Origin of the sequence: Pseudomonas sp. dw_358 (assembly GCF_018449655.1) — a bacterium.
GTDB lineage: Bacteria > Pseudomonadota > Gammaproteobacteria > Pseudomonadales > Pseudomonadaceae > Aquipseudomonas.
In genome coordinates, this window is sequence record NZ_JAAVUX010000007.1 from 188068 (window position 1) to 203742 (window position 15675).

The 15675-nt window shown below is 62.1% G+C and carries 13 protein-coding genes and 1 tRNA gene; 7 read left to right on the top strand and 7 right to left on the bottom strand.

The features are described 5' to 3' along the window. Positions 1-22: 22 nt before the first annotated feature. A complete protein-coding gene (locus HB675_RS13205) occupies positions 23-484 on the bottom strand; it encodes a response regulator (protein WP_213878770.1) in 462 nt (153 codons plus the stop codon). A 12-nt stretch (positions 485-496) separates the two neighbouring features. Then, positions 497-2752 carry an ATP-binding protein gene (locus HB675_RS13210; RefSeq protein WP_213878771.1) on the bottom strand — a complete coding sequence of 752 codons (2256 nt, stop codon included), beginning with the start codon at positions 2750-2752 and terminating at the stop codon, positions 497-499. Positions 2753-3006: 254 nt separating this feature from the next. On the opposite strand from HB675_RS13210, the gene HB675_RS13215 reads away from it, so the two are divergent. Together HB675_RS13215 and HB675_RS13220 are read left to right on the top strand one after the other, a co-directional pair. Further along, positions 3007-3092 (top strand) — tRNA-Leu (locus tag HB675_RS13215). A gap of 125 nt (positions 3093-3217) precedes the next feature. Then, on the top strand, positions 3218-3547 hold the full coding sequence (locus tag HB675_RS13220) for a DUF6388 family protein (RefSeq protein WP_213878772.1): 330 nt from the start codon (positions 3218-3220) through the stop codon (positions 3545-3547). A gap of 29 nt (positions 3548-3576) precedes the next feature. On the opposite strand, the gene HB675_RS13225 is transcribed toward HB675_RS13220, so the two are convergent. Then, the gene (locus HB675_RS13225; protein ID WP_213878773.1) at positions 3577-3909 is read right to left on the bottom strand and encodes a hypothetical protein; all 333 of its coding nucleotides are present in this window, start codon (positions 3907-3909) and stop codon (positions 3577-3579) included. 311 nt (positions 3910-4220) lie between these two features. On the opposite strand from HB675_RS13225, the gene HB675_RS13230 reads away from it, so the two are divergent. The 3 genes from HB675_RS13230 (at position 4221) to HB675_RS13240 (ending at position 8202) form a co-directional block, all read left to right on the top strand. Beyond that, positions 4221-4478 carry a hypothetical protein gene (locus HB675_RS13230; protein WP_213878774.1) on the top strand — a complete coding sequence of 86 codons (258 nt, stop codon included), beginning with the start codon at positions 4221-4223 and terminating at the stop codon, positions 4476-4478. 295 nt (positions 4479-4773) lie between these two features. Next, on the top strand, positions 4774-5652 hold the full coding sequence (locus tag HB675_RS13235; protein ID WP_213878775.1) for a DMT family transporter: 879 nt from the start codon (positions 4774-4776) through the stop codon (positions 5650-5652). 57 nt (positions 5653-5709) lie between these two features. Further along, complete coding sequence (locus HB675_RS13240) at positions 5710-8202, top strand: PAS domain-containing protein (RefSeq protein ID WP_213878776.1); 2493 nt, start codon at positions 5710-5712, stop codon at positions 8200-8202. Positions 8203-8205: 3 nt separating this feature from the next. Here the strand turns inward: HB675_RS13240 and yghU are convergent, their stop codons facing one another. Further along, entirely contained in the window at positions 8206-9036 is an 831-nt protein-coding gene (gene yghU, locus HB675_RS13245; protein ID WP_213878777.1) for a glutathione-dependent disulfide-bond oxidoreductase, read from the bottom strand. Between the two features lie 235 nt (positions 9037-9271). Here yghU and HB675_RS13250 point away from each other — a divergent pair, with 235 nt between their 5' ends. Beyond that, positions 9272-10915, top strand: coding sequence for an acetolactate synthase large subunit (locus tag HB675_RS13250; RefSeq protein WP_213878778.1), 1644 nt, complete (start codon positions 9272-9274; stop codon positions 10913-10915). Positions 10916-10945: 30 nt separating this feature from the next. On the opposite strand, the gene HB675_RS13255 is transcribed toward HB675_RS13250, so the two are convergent. Beyond that, entirely contained in the window at positions 10946-11479 is a 534-nt protein-coding gene (locus tag HB675_RS13255) for a hypothetical protein (RefSeq protein ID WP_213878779.1), read from the bottom strand. A gap of 327 nt (positions 11480-11806) precedes the next feature. Between HB675_RS13255 and HB675_RS13260 the strand changes: the two genes are divergently transcribed. Next, positions 11807-13360: a sensor domain-containing diguanylate cyclase gene (locus HB675_RS13260; protein WP_213878780.1), complete on the top strand. Its 1554-nt coding sequence runs from the start codon at positions 11807-11809 to the stop codon at positions 13358-13360. A 1-nt stretch (position 13361) separates the two neighbouring features. Here the strand turns inward: HB675_RS13260 and HB675_RS13265 are convergent, their stop codons facing one another. Beyond that, complete coding sequence (locus HB675_RS13265) at positions 13362-14201, bottom strand: NAD-dependent protein deacetylase (RefSeq protein WP_213878781.1); 840 nt, start codon at positions 14199-14201, stop codon at positions 13362-13364. A gap of 128 nt (positions 14202-14329) precedes the next feature. Beyond that, positions 14330-15649, bottom strand: a complete 1320-nt coding sequence (locus HB675_RS13270) for a PAS domain-containing methyl-accepting chemotaxis protein (protein ID WP_256737534.1) — start codon at positions 15647-15649, stop codon at positions 14330-14332. Between the last annotated feature and the right edge of the window lie 26 nt (positions 15650-15675).

Here is a 15675-nt window from a genome sequence, read left to right on the forward strand (position 1 = left end):
CAGAGCCGGCGCCAGGCGGGCCTCAGACTCCAGGTTTACGCATACTGCGCAGGGATCCGGGCGGCGGCTCGTTGAGAACCGCCCAGAACACGCCAAGGTCCGAAATGGCCGAAACGAATTCCTTGAATTCGACCGGTTTGACCACGTAAGCGTTCACTCCCAATTCATAGGCGCGATTGAGGTCCGGCTCTTCACGGGAGGAGGTCAGCATGACCACCGGGATACTGCGCAGCGCTTCGGTCTCTCGCACGATCTTCAGCACTTCCAGGCCGTCGACGCGGGGCAGTTTGAGGTCCAGCAGCATCACGGCCGGGTTGCCCTCGTCACGGCCCTGATAATCCCCTCGGCGGTGCAGGTAATCGAGGGCTTCGGCACCATCGCGCAGCACGATGACCTCGTTGGCCAGCTGGCTGCGCTCCAGCGCCACCAGGGTCAACTCCAGGTCATGGGGATTGTCCTCGACCAGAAGAATAGGTTTAAGCATGAGGAACCTCTTTCAAATACGGGGTGCTGCTGCGTGAGTCCGGCGCGGCAAAGCGAAATAGAATGTCGAGCCCTTGCCGAGCTCGCCCTGGGCCCACACCCTGCCGTCGTGACGTTCGATTATACGGCGAACACTGGCCAGGCCAATACCGGTGCCCTCGAACTCTTCCATACGGTGCAGGCGCTGGAAGACGCCGAACAGCTTGCCAGCGTATTGCATGTCGAAGCCGACCCCATTGTCGCGAACGAACACCACGACATTGTCGGGATCGTCCAGGGCGCCGACCTCGATCACCGCATGAGGCTGGTTACGCGTGTACTTGATGGCATTGGCGATCAGGTTGCGCAGGGCCAGGTGGATGAAAGCCGCATCGGCCACCACCAACGGCAGCGGTTCGACCCGCCATTCCAGGTCGCGGTCCTGATAGTCCGGGAGCATTTCGCGGCGGATGGCGTCCACCAGTGCGGCCATGTCCACGTCGGAAAAGCGCAACGCCGAGCGTCCCATTTGCGAGAAGCTCAGCAGGTTGTCTACCAGACAGCCGGCGAACTTCGCCGAATCGCCGATATGATCGAGGAAACGCAGACCTCGCTCGGACAGCCGCTCGCTTTCAAAATCCGTCAACAATTCAGCGTAGCCGGCGATGTGCCGCAAGGGCGCCCGCAGGTCGTGGGAAACGCTGTAGGAGAAAGCTTCCAGCTCTTTGTTGGACTTCTTCAGCTCACTGGCCAACTGTGCCAGCTCCTCGGCCTTGCGTAATACGATGCCCAGCACCGCGGCGCGCAGTTCAAGCACGCCTTCGATCTCGAGAGCGTGCCAAGGGGTGGAAAAACCGCTGACGATTTCCACCCAACGCTCGAAACTGTTGCGCGGCGACAGTGCGCCAGCGACACCGACCTGTTTGTCAGGACGACCCGCCCAATCGACGGTGCGTTCCTGTTCCGGCTTGAACCAGATCAGGTAATGGGCGTGCAGCTCGGAAATCGACACCGCCAGTACCCCGCCCACATGCCGGGCCAGCTCGGGCAGCTCGGCGATGTCGCGGCCGACGTTGTCGGTGCTGAACACTTCGCCATGCCCCTGCCTGGCCAACCAGTCCGCCAAGGCGTCGACCAACGCCTGGGGCGGTGTTTCGCCGGTCAGGACGCAATGGGGGCCGGCGACCACTGCCGCACCGGCGGCACGGGCAAAGCCAGTGAATACGTCAGGCAAGGCGCGCAGCCCCTCACTGACGCTGTCGCGATCGGCCATCGCCGAGAGCAGTTGGACGATCTTGTGCCGCAAGGTCAGCAGATGCTGGTGACTGTCGTGGGTCTCGCGCGTTTCCACTTGCAGGGACAGCACGTTGCCCACCAGCTCGCAGGCCGTGCGAGCATGCACATCAATAGAGCGCGGCCGCGCATGGTGGCACGAGATCAACCCCCACAGGTGTCCACCGACGACGATAGACACCGACATCGACGCCTGGGTGCCCATGTTGCGCATGTACTGCAGATGCACCGGCGAGACACTGCGCAAGGCAGCGAAGCTCAGGTCCAGCGGGGCGTCGGTCAGCGGGTTGAGCGCAGGCACCAGCGTGGCCGGCGTGTAATCGGCATCGGGGATCAGCCGCACGCGGTTCGCGCAATACAAGGCGCGTGCTTGCCTGGGGATGTCGTCGGCGGGGAAACTCAAGCCCAGGTACGATGGGTAGCCAGGGTCGAGGGCTTCTGCATTGACCTGGCCGTTGCCCAGTGCGTCGAATCGATAGGACTTGACCCGGCCGAAGCCGGTCAGACGCTTGATTTCATTGACCGCCAGCTGGCACAGCTCGTCGATGTCATGGGCATCCTGCAGCTGGTTGATAAAGGTGCGCACCACCGGGTACAGCTGAGAGTAAGGCGTCGCATGCTCGTGGATGAGTTCGAATTCGACAATGAGCACGCCGTCGTTGCGGTGCACCAGCATGGCAGCGAGCAGCCGCTCGCCCTGGCAAAAGCGCACATCGGCGACGTGATAGGGATTCTGGTCTTCCTGGGGCAGGTGCAACAGCCGCTCGGCGACGACATCCGCCTCTTCCACGACCGCCTCCAGCGATTTCCCCAAAAGCGCGTGTGCCGGCATACCCAGCCACTGCGCCGTGTTGGCGCTGGCTTGAAGAATCAGCGAGGTACCCCTATCCAGCACCAGCAGGACGCCATGAGGCTGGACGCTGCCGGGAATATGGATCGGCTCCCTGGCACAATTGTCACTCGCCACCTGGAGCGCGGCGGCGCTTTCGTTCGACATAACAGAACATCTCCTGACAGCTGAGTCTGACAACGGCAGCTAAAGTTGATTCGACGTCGCAGGCCTGGAGCGGCAACAAGCACTGGTGACCCGGCTGCATGTGGCACGCACCCAGCGAAATGTGACAGCACCTTAGCAAGAACGTGCCACCCGGTGCCAGTTTCTGTGGTGCGGCCTGCAAACGCAGGCACAGCTTGGCCCGGCGCTTTAGCGAATGACATTTTTCAAAGTAATCAGTATCATGCGCGCTGCATGCGAGGTTGGCGAAACTGGTAGACGCATCAGACTTAAAATCTGACGGCCTTCGGCTGTGCGGGTTCGATTCCCGCACCTCGCACCATGTATCTTTTTTGGCACCAACGCGCCCGCGTTGTCTGCATCCTTGAAAGCGCTGTTCTCGCCAGCCGCTTGAAGCCTCACCGGCTCACCCCCATCTGCATGTCATCCCTGCCACGAGATTCGTCGATGAGCACACCCGAACCCCGTCACCAGGCCGCACTGGATCGCTTTCTGCGTGATTACCCGCAGGTGGCCGAAGCGCTGGACCATCTCAACCCGCTGCAGGCTCAGGCCGGCGGCATGACCTTGGCCGAGTACCGGGCCGAGGTGCTGCACGAGGCTTTCGAGGCTCAGGCCCAGCAAGAAAATCTGTTTGCCTGGGAGCTGACCCTCAAGCTGACGGCCAGCAGCGAGCAGGAGTTCGAGGCACAGCGCCTGGAGGTGCACAAGGAAGTGGCGGAGATGGCGCGGATGAGCTGGGCGGAGTATGCCGAACTACACGGCCTGAAGGTCTGACCCTCAGGCGCTGGCGGCACCGGGTTCTGTCACAGGCAGGCGCGGGCCATGTTGGTCCAGGCCGTGGTGCCGGCCCATTCCGGCGGCAAGAAGACCGTGACCTTGGCCCCGGCGCCTTCGGTGTCGATCGTGGCAATCGCCTGCTCACCGGTAAACTGCGCGGCGGCCACGATGCTCCAGCCAGTCGCGGTGGCCGTCGAGGTGGCGCTCGGCACGAAGGCCTGCCACTTGGGCGCCAGGCACTGTGCGTAGGCGTCGGCGGACTTGGTGGTGGTTTCCGTCAGCGCGTTGCCGGCTTCGTGGTGTACGGTCGAACACGCCGCCAGCAACGTGGCGGCCATAGCAGCAATCTGGGTTCGCATAGTGAAGTCTCTGGTTAGGAAACCTCACTGTAGCAGCCTGCCAGCACTCGACTCGGTCAAGATGCGCGCCGCCGAATCGAAAATGGAACCACTACATCCTTTTCACGAGTTGTTCACCGCGCCGGGCCTAGTCTTGCACCAGCTCCTTCAATGTTTCTTCAGCCCGCGTCTGCGGGCTTTTTTTTGCCTGGACATTTGTCTGAAACGCTACAATTCTCCCGGCCCGGCAGGCTCTACGACGGCTGGCGCAACGCAGATCGGGATTGCTATCATAGACGCCTACTGATCGCCGCCTGCCCCTGGACCCACCGATGCCCTCCTCCAAAGCCATTCAGGAACTCCAAGCGGACCTGCTGGGCGCCGCGTCCGATCTCAGATGGGCCGCCAAAGAACTGTTGCGCGTGGCCGAGCGCCTGAGCCTGGCGGGGAATGACGCCGATGCCCAGACGGTGATGCGCCTGACCATGAATTTCTGCGGCAACCAGGAGCGCCTCGAGGCCTACGCCGACGAGATCAAGACCGGCCGACTGATGCGTGCCGGGCCAGCGGTATCGGTAGGATCCTCCTGACCACTGGTCAAGCCCGAGAAAGCCTGCTAATTTCTCTCCACTTGATCCAACCTGACACCCATCATGTCCCCGACTGCACACACAGACTCATCGCTCATCACTGCCATCCCTCGGCGGTCTTGCGTGTGCGCAGCCAATCCGCCCCCTCCCCCATCTGTTGTTGCCGACGTTCGCGTCGTGGTTGCACTGGCCTGCCTCCTGGCCTGACCAACCTTTCAATCGCTCCCGCCTTTTTTGACTGACCGGTAATGTCCGGCTGGCTGGAGCCTGCTCGCATTTTGACAGGTAACACACAATGAACCGTTCCACCTCCTCCTGGGTTTCCCTGGGCGTCATGCCCGTGTTTGTCCTGCTCTGGGGCAGTGCCGCGATCTTTACCCGCTGGGGTCTGAATCACGGCTCGCCTTTTACGCTGCTCATCCTGCGCTTCAGCCTGGCACTGGCGGTGATGTTGCTGGTCGGTTGCAAGCGCCGGCGCTGGCTACCTGCAGCCGGAACCCGCCTGCGGGTGGCGGCCACCGGCTTCATGCTGATTGGCGGCTACTCGATCTGCTACTTCCAGGCCATGAACCACGGCATCACCCCCGGCGTGATCGCCACCCTGCTGGGTGTTCAGCCAATCCTCACCCTGCTGCTGCTGGAGCGCAGGATTTCGGCGCTGCGTATCATCGGCCTGGGGACCGCGTTGAGCGGGCTGGTGCTGGTGGTGTATCAGAGCCTGCTGGCGGCGCAGTTCTCGCTGACGGGTAGCCTGTTTGCATTGGCCGCACTGGGATTCATGACCTTGGGGGCGATCCTGCAAAAGCAGGTGCAGCAGCACCCGGCCGATGTGATGCCCCTGCAATATGGCGTCAGCCTGTTGCTGTGCGTGGCCTTTGCCCCGTTCGAACCGCTGGATTTCTCGTTCGATACCGGCCTGGTGGTACCGGTGATCTGGCTCGGACTGGTCATTTCGGTGGGCGCGCAGTTAATGCTGTACCGCATGATCCAGTCCGGCAACCTGGTCAATGTCACCAGCTTGTTCTATCTGGTACCGGTGGTGACGGTGGTGTTGGACTATCTGCTGCTGGGCAATACCCTGTCGCCATTGAGTCTGGCGGGCATGGCCTTGATCATGCTGGGCCTTGCGGCGGTGTTCAAAGCGCCCAGACGGGGCCTTTGTATCAACAATTGAACGCCTGTACGGCTCGCGCAGTCACTAAAAGATAACAGCGAGCAGCGGACGGCCATCATGGCGACCCCAACGGACAACCCGTCAATCAGGGATCTGAGCATGCTGGGGGGGCATTATTCCCCCCTGGCCCTGATCGAGCGAGAGCGACACGTGCTCAGTGAAATCGCCAACGGCGTGCCTCTGCGCACAGTATTGGACGGCCTGCTGCGGGCGGTTGAAACCCAAAGCGGCAATACCATGATGACCTCGGTGCTGGTGCTCAGCGAAGACGGGCAGACCATGCACCACGGTGCGGCCCCCAGCCTGCCCGCCGACTACAACAAGGCCATCGACGGTATTTCGGCAGGAGAAGGCATCGGCTCTTGCGGCACGGCGGTCGCGCGCGGCCTGCCGGTGTACGTCACGCAGATCGCCACCGACCCGCTCTGGAAAGATTTCGTCGAGCTGGCACTGGGCTTTGGGCTGCATGCCTGCTGGTCGATGCCGATCATCGCCGCCGACGCGCGGATTCTCGGCACCTTCGCCATCTACTACCGGGAACCGAGGGCGCCGACCCCGGGGGATATCGAAGCGATTACGGTGATCACCCAGACCGCCGCGCTGGCCATCGAGCGGCATCGCTCGGACCTGCAACTGCGCCGCAGCCGGGAAGAGTTGCTGACACTCAATGCCGAGTTGGAACAGAAGGTCAATGAGCGCGCCCGCGAGCGCAGCCGGACCTGGCAGCTCAGCCCGGATCTGATGTCGGTACTGGGCGCCGAAGGTGTGTTCGAAGCCAGCAACCCGGCATGGTCGAATGCGCTAGGCTGGTCTGCCGAGGAGCTGCGTGCGCCTTACAGCCAGTTTGTGCACCCCGAGGACCTGGCGAGCACCGTCAGCATCTTCACTCAGGCCATGGCCGGCCAACCGATCCTCAAATTCGAGAACCGCTATCAGCATCGCGATGGCTCCTACCGCTGGCTGTCCTGGGTGGCCGTGCTCGAAGAAGGCAGACTGTACTGCAGCGCGCGCGACGTGACCCTCGAAAAGCACCAGTCGGCCATACTCGACATGCGCACCCGCGAACGTGATCGCGCCTGGGGGCTGTCCCAGGAGTTGCTGGTCATCGTCAGGCCCGACGGCATCTTCGAGTCAGTCAATGGGCGCTGGACCGAACTGCTGGGTTGGGAGGAGCCGGAACTGCTCGGCCACGCGTTCATGACGTTCACCCACCCTGATGACCTGGCGCCGACCATCGCCGCCTTTCAGGGTATCTTCGGTGCACCGCTCACGGTGCCCTACGAGTACCGTTTGCGGCACAAGGACGGCAGCTGGCGCTGGTTCAGCTGGACCGGCACCTATGAAGACGGCCGCGTCTACGCCGCTGGCCGCCACATGACCGTGGAACGCGCCCAGGCCGAGGCCTTGCGGCAGTCGCAGAAAATGGAGGCCGTGGGCCAGCTTACCGGCGGCGTAGCCCATGACTTCAACAATCTGCTGACGGTCATTCGCTCCTCCACCGACCTGCTCAAGCGCCCCAACCTCACCGAGGAGCGGCGCTCACGCTACGTCAATGCCATTTCCGACACCGTGGACCGTGCCGCTCGCCTGACCGGCCAGCTGCTGGCCTTCGCCCGCCGCCAGGCCCTGAAGCCCGAGGTATTTGCGGCCTGCAATGGGGTTCGAGGGATCGGCCAGATGATGGGCACGCTGGCCGGCGCGCGGGTTGAACTGGTCATGCTGTTGCCGGCGACGCCGTGCAGGGTCAATGCCGACCCCAACCAGTTCGAGACCGCGCTGGTCAACATGGTGGCCAACGCGCGGGATGCCATGGAAGGAGAGGGCCGGCTGACGATCACGGTGGAGGCTGTCGAGCACATGCCGGCTGTGCGCCTGCACACCGGTGTGGCGGACCCGTTTGTGGCGGTGTCCATCAGCGACACCGGCATGGGCATCCCGGCGGACAAGCTGGAACACATCTTCGAGCCGTTCTTTACCACCAAGGGCGTCGGTCAAGGAACGGGGCTGGGCCTCAGCCAAGTGTTCGGCTTCGCGAAACAGTCAGGGGGCGAGGTAGTGGTCAGCAGTGAAGTCGGCCGCGGTACCACGTTCATTCTGTACCTGCCACGCGTTGCTCAGGTAATCCACACGATCGTGCCGGTTTCCGAGCCCGAGGCGCTGGCCGACGGTCATGGCACCCGGGTGCTGGTGGTGGAAGACAATCCGGATGTCGGGACCTTCGCCACCCAGACCCTGGCAGAGCTGGGCTACATCACCGTGCTGGCGGTAAACGCCGATGAAGCACTGAACGCGCTGGTCACCCATCAGGGTCGTTTCGACGTGGTGTTTTCCGATGTGGTGATGCCCGGGATGAGCGGTATCGAGCTGGGCCACGAGATCCGTCGTCTGCACCCGGATCTGCCGGTGCTGCTGACGTCCGGCTACAGCCATGTGCTGGCACAGAATGGCACCTACGGCTTCGAGCTGCTCCACAAACCCTACTCGGTGGAACAGCTGTCGCGCACGTTACGCAAGGTGGTCGAATTGCAACGGCGTAGCGCCGCGCATTGACGCTCAGTCGAGATCGGCCGCCTCATGGCGTTCCGGGACCTGGCTACCCTCCTCGCCCCACGTCCGGTTGACGCGCTGCCCGCGCTTCACCGCCGGGCGCTGAGCGATCTCTTCAGCCCAACGCTGGACATGCTTGTAGTCCTGCACTGCCAGGAACTCTGCTGCCGAGTACAGGTTCCCGCGCACCAGCTGACCGTACCAGGGCCAAACGGCGATGTCGGCGATGGTGTACACCTCGCCCGCCAGGTAGCGGCTTTCGGCGAGGCGGCGGTCCAGCACGTCCAACTGACGTTTGGCTTCCATGGTGAAGCGGTTGATCGGGTATTCCAGCTTCTCGGGCGCGTACGCATAAAAATGCCCGAAACCCCCTCCAAGATAGGGCGCGGCGCCCATCTGCCAGAACAGCCAATTGAGCGTTTCGGTACGGCCGGCGGGGTCCTTGGGCAGGAATTCGTCGAATTTTTCCGCAAGGTACACCAGGATCGAACCCGACTCGAACACGCGAATGGGCGGGTTCGCATTCTGGTCCAACAAGGCCGGGATCTTCGAATTGGGGTTGATCTCGACAAAGCCGCTGGAAAACTGATCGCCCTCATTGATGCGAATCAGCCAGGCATCGTATTCGGCGCCGCTGTGGCCGAGGCCCAGCAGCTCTTCCAGCAGAATGGTGACCTTGACGCCGTTAGGCGTGGCCAGGGAATACAGTTGGAAGGGTTGCTTGCCCACGGGCAATGCCTTGGCATGGGTGGGACCGGCGACGGGCCGGTTGATGCTGGCAAAATGGCCGCCAGACGGCGCCTCTTCGCGCCAGACCTTGGGGGGAACGTAAGCCATCAAAAGAACCTCGGGACAGTTTGAAAAGTAAGAGCAGAGCCCGGCCTGGGTAGTGGTGCATCAGGTTTACCCCATTCAGGGGCGGGCGGGCAAGGTCGCAGCACCGATAGAGCGCACCTGGACGCGGTAGAAATCCAAACCTGCGCTATCGTTGCAGTCTGAGCTTTCTTGATCCGGAACCCGGGCGGCAAGGTCGCCGTCCTGTTTTATGACCCCCAATGAGGCTGAGCCCATCATGATCAAAGCTGCCGAATTAGTTGTGAAATGTCTGGAAAATGAAGGCGTGGAATACGTATTCGGTATTCCGGGGGAAGAGAACCTGGACCTGCTGGACTCACTGTCGCGCTCATCGATCAAGCTGATCCTGACTCGCCACGAACAACCCGCCGGGTTCATGGCCGCCACGTACGGGCGCCTGACCGGCAAGACCGGGGTGTGCCTGTCGACGCTCGGGCCTGGGGCCACCAACCTGGTGACAGCGGGCGCGTACGCTTATCTGGGCGGTATGCCGATGATGATGATCACCGGCCAGAAACCCATCAAGAAGTCCAAGCAGGGCCGCTTCCAGATCCTGGACGTGTGCGGAATGATGGCGCCCTTGACCAAGTACACCCATCAGCTGGCGTCCGCCGACAATATTCCATCGCGCATTCGCGAGGCCATCCGTCTGGCCGAAGAAGAAAAACCCGGCTCGGTGCACCTTGAATTGCCGGAAGACATTGCTGCGGAGTTCACCGACAGCACCCCCATCGCCCCAAGCCTGACGCGCCGCCCGGTGGCCGAAGCCAAAGCAATCGAAGCGGCGGTAAACAAATTGCAGGCCGCGCGCAGCCCGGTGCTGGTACTGGGCGCCGGCACCAACCGCAAGATGACCGCACGGATGCTGCGCCAGCTGATCGAGAAGACCGGCATTCCGTTCATCACCACGCAAATGGGCAAGGGCGTGGTGGATGAGCGCCACCCGCGGTTTCTCGGCAACGCTGCGCTGTCGGCCGGTGACTTCGTGCATCGGGCGCTGGAATCGGCTGACCTGATCGTCAACATCGGACACGACGTGATCGAGAAACCACCGTTCTTCATGGCGCGCGGCGGGACTGAAGTGGTGCACATCAGCTTCCGTTCGGCCGAGGTCGACCCCGTGTATTTCCCGCAGATTGAAGTGGTCGGCGACATCGCCAACGCCATCTGGCAGATCAAGGAAAGCATCGAGGTCCAGGACAGCTGGAATTTCGATCGCCTGCTGCACATCCGTGAGGCCAACGAATCCCACGTGGCCGAAGGCGCCGATGATGCACGCTTCCCGGTCTATCCGCAGCGGCTCGTGGCGGACCTGCGCGCGGCATTGCCGTCTGACGGAATCGTGGCCCTGGACAATGGCATCTACAAGATCTGGTTTGCCCGCAACTACAAGGCCTACATGCCCAACACCGTGTTGCTGGACAATGCCCTGGCTACCATGGGCGCCGGCCTGCCTTCGGCCATGGCCGCGCGCCTGGTGCACCCGGACACCCCTATCGTCGCGGTGTGCGGTGACGGAGGCTTCATGATGAATAGTCAGGAAATTGAAACGGCCGTGCGCTTGAAGATGAACCTGGTGGTGATCGTGCTGCGAGACGATGGCTACGGCATGATTCGCTGGAAACAGCAACAGATGGGCTTCAGCGATTTCGGTCTGGACTACGGCAACCCGGATTTCGTGCGTTATGCGCAGAGCTACGGAGCCTTCGGTCATCGAGTCGAGAGCGCCGAAGGCTTCAAGCCGCTGGTGACCCAGTGCCTGCTGACACCAGGGGTTCATGTGATCGATTGCCCGGTGGACTACTCGGAGAACGACCAGATCCTGCATCGGGACATTCAGACGTTGAGCGCGGCAGTGTAAAGCAGTACAGGTCAACCCACCCGCCAGGTCTCAACCGCCCGGCCGGGTGAACTGTACATACAGCGAAAACCCGCCCAACAGGCACCAGAACGCGCTGAACAACCACGGCGAGCGCATCGAAAACATCAGCGAGGTGCGGTAGCCCTTCTCGCTGGACTCGTGCTCGCTGAACAGCGGCGACTCATCGTAGGCCAGCCCCATCGCCGGTTCGCTGCGCAGCAGTTGGCTTTGCTTGAAGTGCCAGTGATCGATGATTTCGTAGGCCGCGCGAATGCCGGGCCAGGCGTGAATCGAGCTGACCACCCCCAGCAGGGCCAGCAGCGGTGGCACCACCAAGGTAAACATCTTGCCCCATTCCGGGTTGAGATTGGCCATGGACGAACAGAAGGCAATGACCAGAAACGACTGGGCGGAGAGGTAGGCGTTGGTTCGGTTGGAGAGAATGGCCGTCTCGTACTGAATCTCCTTGCGGTAGAAATCCAGTCGCTCCTTGGGGGTGCCAAACAGCTGAGTCGCGGTGGCAGCCGGTAGATCCTTGGGCACATCGGTAATGATCTTCGACACTGAGCGCTTTCAATCCGGATAGGTGCAATGACCACCCAAGGCAGGTGGTCATGATCTGGGAAAGCCTTTCAAGCCATTGGTTCAGTCGTGCCCCACGGCGCACGATTGACGGTCACCCCTGTGTGGCGCCCAAGATGGGCCGGCAGTCGGGCAGATCATCGAATCTGGATTGCCCATGCGCGGCCAAATGACGGCATTTTGCTTCAAGGCACTCAGGCAATCGATCCATTGGCCGATACAGGCATAACGCCTTTTCCAAGGCCGTGCGCTTGACGGAAACAGGCGCATGACTGTATCTGGATTCGACCCTCCCAAGAAGTGACCTTGATGCCCGTGGCCCCCACCTACCGCCAGACGATGCCGACAGGGCTTTCCACCCAGCGTCTGGCGGTGCTGTTCGTCATTCTGGTGACGCTGGCGTTGCTGGCACTGGTCGGCTGGCAGAGTTGGACCTCCCGCGCACAAGCCTTGCGCGAAGCCGGAATGGATGCCGCCAACCTGGCCCACTCGCTGGCCCAGCACGCCGACGACACGTTCGAGGAGGCCGATGCCAGCCTCAGCAGCGTCATCGAACGGGTCGAAACCGATGGCATGGGACCCGGCCAGATCAGCCGGCTGCATGCTGTGCTCCAAAGCCAGCAGCGCTTCATTGGCCAATTGGCCGGTCTATTTGTCTACGACGAGCAGGGCCGCTGGGTGGTGACCTCCAACGAGACCGATCCGCTCAACGCCAACAATGCCGATCGCGAGTACTTTCGTTATCACATGAACAACCCTGACCGCGGTCCCCATGTGGGCGCGGCCATCCAGAGCCGCAGTACCCACGAATGGGTGATCCCGCTGTCGCGACGAATCAACCATCCCGATGGCAGCTTTGCCGGTGTGGCCCTGGCGACCCTGCGTCTGTCGTATTTCAACGAGTTCTATAACGGCTTCGATCTGGATGCCAAAGGCGTGATCGTGCTGGCCCTGCGTGATGGGACGATTCTCACTCGCAGACCGTTCGACGCAAACGCAGTGGGTGCCAGCATCGCCAAGGCTCGGCTGTTCACCGATCTGTTGCCCGTGTCGCCCGTGGGCAATGAAATGGCCCGCTCCATGGTCGACGGTATCGAGCGCATGTACGCTTACCGCCAAGCCGAGGAATACCCGATCGTGTCCATGGCGGCCACCTCGAAAGAGGCGATCTTCGCTGAATGGGAAGCCAATCTGGCGCGTTCCGCCGGCTTTGTCGCGATTGTCCTTGCCGCCATGGCCCTCTGCGCGCTGGTGCTGCTCCGGCAGATACGCCACGGCCTGAAGACCGAAGCCGAGCTGCGCAATGCCCACGCCGCGCTGCATAAACTGGCGATGCAAGACAGCCTTACCGGCCTCGCCAACCGCCGTCAGCTGGACGCAGCCCTGCCAGACGAGATCGGCCGGGCGCGACGCGGCGGCAAGTCGTTGGGCCTGATCATGCTGGATATCGACCACTTCAAACGCTTCAATGACCTCTACGGCCATCCGGCAGGCGACGAGTGCATCAAAGCGGTGGGCCAGGCTGTGCTCGGCTGCTGCGGCCGATCAGGCGACCTGGTGGTGCGCTACGGGGGCGAGGAATTACTGGTGTTGCTGCCTGAGTGCGACGAGGATGGCGCGCAACGGATGGCGGAGAAGATCCTGAACGCCGTGCGCCAGTTGCAATTGCACCATGCCGGCAATGACACTGGCTACGTCACCATCAGCGCCGGTGTACACGTGATGCGCACGGATGATCCGGCATTGCGCGCGCAATCACTGATTCAGGCCGCGGACCAAGCCTTGTACCAGGCCAAAAGCCTGGGCCGCAACCGCCTGTGCCTGAGCCGCCCGAACAGTCCGGAGCACGTGCGCCTGGCCTGACTTACCCCAAGCGCTCGGCCAGCCAAGGCAATGCCTCTTCGCACGGGGCACGCAACTTGATCCCGAACAGGCCGTCAGCGCGCGTCTTGCCCAGGTTGATGGCCAGCAGCGGCTTGCCCTGCCGAGACATTTCCTGGCACAGGCGATAGCTTGAATACGCCATCAAGGATGTGCCCACCACCAGCAATGCCGAATAATCCTCCACCGCCCGCCACGCCGCCATTGCGCTTTGCGCCGCGACGCCATCGCCGAAAAAAACCACGTCCGGCTTGAGGCGGTCACTGCCGCATCCTGGGCAATGAGGCATGTGAAACCCGGCCAGAAACTCCGCTGCCAGTTGCGCATCGCCATCCGGCGCCAGTACGGCGTGCACGTTCTGTAATGCCGGATTGCAGGCCTCAAGTACCTCCTGGATATCGGCCCGCAACATCTGCCGAGAACAGTCCATGCACACCACACGATGCAGGTTGCCGTGAAGCTCGATGACCTTGTGGCTGCCCGCCGCGTCGTGCAGACCATCGACATTCTGCGTGATGACAGCGCCGATGTGGCCGCGACTCTGTAGACGGGCCAAGGCACGATGGGCGGCATTGGGCTGGGCCTTGCACACTGCCTGCCAGCCCACCATGGCTCGCGCCCAGTAGCGCTTGCGGGTGGCCGCCGACTTGACGAAGTCCTGATGCATGATGGGCGCATTACCACGGCGCACACCGTCCGTGTCCCGGTAGTCCGGAATGCCCGAGGCGGTACTGATGCCCGCACCCGTCAGCACCAGAACGGGCGCTCGGGCCATGCGTTCGGCCAAGGCCTGCAGGGATGATTGGGTGTCGGTGTCAAACATCGGCGCTGCCCCCCTTACCACCTGACACGACCGCAGCGCTCTTGGAGCAAGAGCAGACATCGGCCCGTGACTTCTGGCAGCAAGGTTAGTCGCAAAAACCTGAACGTGTAGAATCACTGGCCGGACGGTCAGTGCAACTGCAATGTCTCACTGATCTGGCTGATGGCCTCGACCACATGCCGTGAGCCCTGCTGAATCTCCAGAATCACCTCCCCCGCCTCGTGGGCCAGGCTCACGCCCTGCCCAGTCAGGTCCAGGCTCGACTGCATGCTGGCCACCGCACTGCGTGAAAGGTCATGGTTCTGCCGCACCACATCGACAATTTCAACGGTCGCCTGGCTGGTTCTCGCTGCGAGTGTACGCACTTCGTCGGCTACCACCGCGAAACCACGCCCGTGCTCCCCGGCGCGCGCCGCCTCGATGGCCGCGTTCAACGCCAGGAGATTGGTCTGGTCGGCGATCCCGCGAATGGTCTGGACGATCTTGCCAATGGCCTCGGACTGCCGATTCACCGCGTCGATGCTTTGTGCTGCAGCATTGAGGTCATCGGAGATCTCCCGAATGACCTCAACCGCCTGCCGGACGACAGCCGAGCCTTTCTGCGCCGACACATCGTTCTGCATGGACGTGTTGTGAGCCTGCTCGGCCGCCGATTGCTGGGTGCTGACCTGCGAGGTGATGTCGCTGGCGAACTTGACTACCTTGTATAGTCGCCCCTTGGCATCGAAGATCGGATTGTAGGAGGCCTCGAGGAAAATCCTGCCACCCTGCTTGTTGATACGCTCGAAGCGATGCGAGTGATAGTCCCCCTGGTTCAGCGATGCCCAGAAGTGACGGTACTCGGCGGACTCCACTTGGTCTTTGGGCACAAACAGGCTGTGATGCTGCCCCTTGATCTCGCCGAGCTGATAGCCCACCGCGTTGAGAAAATTCTCGTTGGCGTCGAGGATCTGTCCGTCAGGGGTAAACGAGATCATGGCCATCGAGCGGCTCAGGGCGTCGACCACACTCTGATTTTCTCGCTCGCGAAACACCCGCTCGGTGATATTCGATGCCACCTTGAGCACGCTAGCCACCTGCCCGTCTTCACCAAGCACCGGCATGTAACTGGCCTCCAGCCAGACCTCACGCTGCTGTTTGTCCAGCCTCAGGAAGGTCCCGCTCAACGCCTCACCCCGCGCCATATCGCGCCACAAGCGAGCGTAATCCTCACTCTGATGGAAGCTGGACTCGCAGAAAATCCGGTGATGTTTGCCCCGCAGTTCCTCGATGGAGTACCCCATAGTGGCGCAGAAGTTATCATTGGCTTCGAGAATGATCCCTTCGGGGGTGAACTCGATGATTGCCATCGAGCCGCTGATCGCAGCCAGATGGGCCTGGGCGATCAGCAAATCGTGGGTGCGGGTGGAGAGTGCTTCCTTGTCTGCCTTGCGGCGGGTGTTGAACAGAATCATGGCAGGCCTCGCGCAGGGTA